Source organism: Desulfobacula sp. (assembly GCF_030611305.1).
In the GTDB taxonomy this organism is placed as follows: Bacteria; Desulfobacterota; Desulfobacteria; order Desulfobacterales; family Desulfobacteraceae; genus Desulfobacula.
This window is the reverse complement of sequence record NZ_JAUWQB010000144.1, coordinates 1-5,064: the sequence shown is the minus strand read 5'-3', so window position 1 is coordinate 5,064 and position 5,064 is coordinate 1. Positions and strand designations below refer to the sequence as shown.

5 protein-coding genes and 1 pseudogene are annotated in these 5,064 nt (G+C 39.0%); 5 read left to right on the top strand and 1 reads right to left on the bottom strand.

What is annotated here, in order from left to right; genetic code table 11:
• The first annotated feature begins 119 nt into the window (after positions 1–119).
• From QAI40_RS16755 to QAI40_RS16735, 5 genes are all read left to right on the top strand, one after another.
• A complete protein-coding gene (locus tag QAI40_RS16755; protein ID WP_304511888.1) occupies positions 120–824 on the top strand; it encodes a hypothetical protein in 705 nt (234 codons plus the stop codon).
• A 154-nt stretch (positions 825–978) separates the two neighbouring features.
• Complete coding sequence (locus QAI40_RS16750; protein WP_304511887.1) at positions 979–2,118, top strand: hypothetical protein; 1,140 nt, start codon at positions 979–981, stop codon at positions 2,116–2,118.
• A gap of 143 nt (positions 2,119–2,261) precedes the next feature.
• Positions 2,262–2,630: a hypothetical protein gene (locus tag QAI40_RS16745; RefSeq protein ID WP_304511886.1), complete on the top strand. Its 369-nt coding sequence runs from the start codon at positions 2,262–2,264 to the stop codon at positions 2,628–2,630.
• A gap of 125 nt (positions 2,631–2,755) precedes the next feature.
• Entirely contained in the window at positions 2,756–3,433 is a 678-nt protein-coding gene (locus tag QAI40_RS16740) for a nuclease-related domain-containing protein (protein WP_304511885.1), read from the top strand.
• Between the two features lie 218 nt (positions 3,434–3,651).
• Positions 3,652–4,482: a hypothetical protein gene (locus QAI40_RS16735; RefSeq protein ID WP_304511884.1), complete on the top strand. Its 831-nt coding sequence runs from the start codon at positions 3,652–3,654 to the stop codon at positions 4,480–4,482.
• Positions 4,483–4,883: 401 nt separating this feature from the next.
• Here QAI40_RS16735 and QAI40_RS16730 read toward each other — a convergent pair.
• A pseudogene (locus QAI40_RS16730) lies at positions 4,884–5,064 on the bottom strand (acyl-CoA dehydrogenase); the annotation flags it as partial.

Here is a 5,064-nt window from a genome sequence, read left to right as displayed (position 1 = left end):
CCCGTGCCGGGCGTACACAAGAGCTTGCACCGTAGCACTTAACCGCGCGCTTTCAGCGCACGGCCAAGTGCACGGTGAAGCTGACGTTATGTTTCAGTTGCAATAAAGGAGGTGAGTAAATGACAGAAACCAATTCAAGTAGGAGCAAGAAGTTTAAAGATATGTTTATCAAAATGGCACCAACCATTAAAAATTTTGTTGTACATCGCTTTGATGATATGGAAGAATTCAAGCGTTTTACATTGGCTGCAATAATAGATGAGAAGAAATCAATTTCGGATAGATTTGACAGGGATACAAAAGATCTTTCAGAGGAACAAAAAGAAGAATATTTTGACTGGAATTCTGAAGACTATTTCATGGTAGAGGATGTTTTCACACAAATCAGTTTGAGATCGTTTATTGTTATCCTTTTTGCGTACATAGAGGATGGGATGAATACACTCTGCAATGTTGCATATTCAGACAAAGCACGTTATCAGAAGAAGAAAGACTTAGAAAAATTTAATGTCAAATATACGGACATGCAGGGTAAAGGAGTAAACCGAGCAAAAATATATTTAAAAAAAGTCTTCGGCTGTAATCTGCATACAGAAAAAAAACCGTGGAGTGAAATAGAAACCCTAAGAAAACTCAGGAATGCTATTGTCCACGAAGACGGAAATGCTAATGACAGCCTCAAAAATGATGGCAATTTCAAACAGCACCTTGTTGATGGCAACTTTAAACTTGAAAATCATGGCAAAATTATAATTGAGACAAAATACTTGGACTATATTTTACCTCAAGTAAGAAAATTTTTTAGCAGAATCGAGTTGAAGTAGAATCACATAACACAACGCCGGAGCAGACCGGGGGGTACTGAGCGGTTTTCGAAAGTTTTGGCTTCGACATAAATTTCAATTATGCTGAGTTTGTCTGCTTTTAGCCCCCGGCTGCTCAGCTCAACGTTATACGAGAAAAAAACGAGGAAACAATATGTCCAAAGTTTACACTGTTGGCAACGATGGAACAACGCAGCCCATGGCCAGAATTCATTGCAAGAATGAAGACCTGGAACTTCAGAGAATCCTTGAAATTAACCCTGACCTCGTCCCAGGAGATCAAATAAATCCAACAGACCCTCGCAGGTGGTTGGTGGTAAAAAGAGAAATGCCTGTCCCTGACCCCACGACTGGAGATGACAGGTGGAGTATCGATATGTTTTTTGTTGACCAAGACGCCATGCCAACTTTCATCGAATGTAAGAGATATAATGACAGCCGTGCAAAAAGAGAAGTCGTTGGGCAAATGCTCGAATACGCAGCAAATGGTCATTATTATTGGTCAAAAGAAGAAATGCGGAATTATGCCGAAGAATCAGCCACAAAAAATAAAATATCTTTAGAGGAAGAAATTAAGCGTTTACAACCAGAAGAAACAGAATCCGTAGATAATTTCTTTCAACACGTGCAGGACAATTTACGAGAGGGGCAAGTTCGATTAATTTTTTTCATGGAGGAAGCCCCTCCAGAGCTAAAAAGCGTTGTAGATTTCCTTAACAAGCAAATGGAGCGAGCTGAAGTCCTTATTGTCGAAGCCAGGCAGTATGAGCTAAATGGAACAAAAGTGGTCACTCCAATATTGTTTGGTTACACAGAAGAGGCTCGCCAAATCAAAAGAACAGTATCTGTGAACTCTGGATCCAGAAGAAAGTGGGATAAAGAATCATTTTTTCAAGATGCAAAAGAGAGATTAAATAAAGATCAGGTTAGCTCAATAAAACAAATTTTTGATAAATCTCAAGAATTGAAAAGTGAAATCTCTTGGGGTACAGGAAAGACCGCCGGATCTTTTTCTGCTAAATGGTCACATTTAGGAAAGTATTCTGTGTTTACCATTTTCTCAGATGGTCGGCTTACTGTAAATTTTGGTAGTTTCAACAACGACCCAGAACAAAGAAAATTCATGGCATTTCTTAAAGAAAAATTAGTCACATATCTTGGTTTCATTGTGCCAGAAGATTACGAAAGGAGATATCCTAATTATTCAGTGGAACAATGGGCAGGAAAAACTAAACAATTTATCGAAACATTAGATTTAATTATTCATGAATATCAACCAATTGACAACGTATAACCAGGCACTGCACTTGACCCGCAACTCGTAGCCGATTTTTCGGGTTATTCAACATTCGTACATTCGCCAAGTTCAACTTTAGCCTGCATGGCGGGCAAGTGAGTTTGGTCGTTGGCAGTAAAATAATGATGGAGGGTTTCGACATGAGCGGGGCAGAGTTTTTCAGTTATTGTGTGAGTCTTGTAAGTATCGTTTTGGCAGTGTGGCAGACGAATAAGAACGCTAACCTAAAAAAGTATATCAAATCCGACGCCATGGAACTTTACTCAGAAGCGGGGATAATGTTGGGAAATGCACAATCTTGTTTGAAGAAACTACAGGAGGGTAACAACGGTACTGCAATTCAAGAAGCCGGGAAATCAGAAGGTATGTCTCAAGCTCTGTTTCAACGTTCAATTAAGAATATTTACCACCATTTTGCTTTTACCCGCAAAGACCTAGATGAGTGGATTGAAAAGAAGAAAATTGACGAGCATCACAAAGATGCTTTTTTGAAGTATGCTGAAAAGTAAATCGACTTTATGTTCAAGCACCAAAACAATGGCTAACAGGTCGCTCAAGCCGATCGCGGCCCCATGGGCCGGGCCGCTCCGGCTTAGCTTTTCGTTAGGGTGCCCAAAAATTTAATGAGGATAGCATGATGATGTATGTTTTTGTAGCCATAGGGGTTATTGTAATTCTTGGCTCGATTCTTCAATCAACGTGGTTCAAGGGTTGGTTTGGAGAATTTCAGATTAACCTTGCCTCACGCTTTTTTCTCGACAAAAATTATCATGTGGTAAATAATGTGACGTTTCCTACCAAAGATGGTAGTACGCAGGTTGATCATATTATTATCTCACCTTTTGGCGTATTCGTTGTTGAAACTAAGAATATGCGAGGTTGGATTTTTGGTAGAGAACGAGACAAGTATTGGACCCAAAAGTTGCACAAAAATCACTCTCAAAAATTCCAAAATCCATTACATCAAAATTATAAGCATACGAAGATACTGACGGAACTTCTTGGTTTGCCTGAAACAAAGGTGAAGTCTTTAATTGCCTTTGTTGGTGACTTCACGTTTAAGACCACAATGCCGGAGAATGTTACAAAAGGATTCGGTTACCTTCGTTACCTCAAAGGACATAACCAAAGAATTCTAACTGAGGTTGAAAACGAAAATATAATCAAAACGATCGCTCAAAACCGTTTGTCACCAGGGTTAAAGACACACAAGGCACACGTTAAACATATAAATAGGATCATTGCAAGAAAGCAAACAAAGAAGTCACATACAACATTTGAAATAAGGCAAGATGATGATTCAAATAAGTGAGTTAACCGCATTTAAGTGGGGAGAGCAAAGGAACACTCGTGAAAGATTGACATTCCATGGACATCTTGGCCTAACCAATCACTCCACATGACCGCCAACAGCTCGGCGGTTTTTGAAAGGCTCTGCCCCGCATCAAAGCAGGTGTTTTTTTCAAAGTTCAGCGCTCCGCAGTGTTGGCGGCAGGTGAGCTCAATCGTTAGCTGGTAATAAACGATAATATGCTTATCCCAAAACCAAAAGAAAATATAAATACATGTTTCATTTGTGGTAGAAAGGCTGTTTCAGTCGAACATGTCTTTCCAAAATGGTTACAACGTCAATACAATCTATGGGATGAGCAAATAGTGCTTCCCAACGGAACTAGTGTGCAATATCGAAAATTATTAGTTCCTTCGTGCAAAAAATGCAATAATGACATCTATGGTCTATTAGAAAAAAAAGTTAGTTCAGGCAACTCATCAGAATCAGATATTTGGAAATGGGCAAATAAAATTCACTACGCTCTCTGCTATAAAGACCGTTTCTTTGAATGGGATAGAAAAAACCCAAGATATAAAATTGGTGATGTGTTTCGCCAAAATGATTCTTTGGAAAAAGACAGACATTTCCTTCATTGTGTGTCTGGAGGCTTTAAAACAACTCCTGACCCATTTGGTAGCGTTTTTAAATTCAACTTTGATAAAAAAGTGGCATTTGCATTCGCACATTTATTACAAACCAGTTCTATTTCAATCACACTTGGAAAGATTGGATATATTGTTTTCATCACAGATGGGCAATCTTTAAAAAAAGAATCTGGAATAAATCAACTTTTCAAGAACCTACCGACCCCACACAAACGAGAAGATATGCTCTTTTTTCATGCACAATGCATAGAAATGATGGCAAGGCATAAGCTTGGACAAAATATAATAATGTCTAACAACCGTATTTCTCGTTCTGGTCCAACAGTGGTGCATAAAGCAGAACCACCAGATGAAGAACGATTTAGAGCCATATGTAAAACTCTTGGTTTAAATTGGATTGATTCTGAAAAATTAATAACTTAGTTGAACAAAAAAACACATAACAATCGCTGCAAGGGACCGCAAGGGGCGGCTTCGCCTTCATCCCCTTGTCCCCTCGGCTTCGCTCGGCGGCCCCTGAGCTCAACCGTTATGTTTTTAAAAAATTTAACACAATTGCCATAATGGACATACCAACAACAACTCCCAAAACAAAGGCGCTCAAGATATCATGACGGTAACAGCCATAAACATAACCGCCGCGATTTTTGCTGGAGTGGCTATTGTTCTTGGTCAAACCGACAAACTTGGGATATCCATAATATTCGGAGTAATTTCAGTAGGCTTGTTATTGTTGCCCCTTTTCACGCTCAAATCTATTCAGCCAAAATGCCAGGATTGGCATTTTGGCTGAATAGATATCCCGGTTCTTTGGCCTTAATTGATCAAGGATTCATTTCATAGGAGTCTTTTAATGAAATTACATGATGTTCCCAGATTCTTGAGAATCTTTCTATATCCTTTACCGGTTTTTTAATCATTTTCTGGCAGTATTCCATCTGGATATCCGAGGTGTCTGTTTTTGAATAGAGTTTTAATGCATACTCTGAAAAGTCCCTGATCATA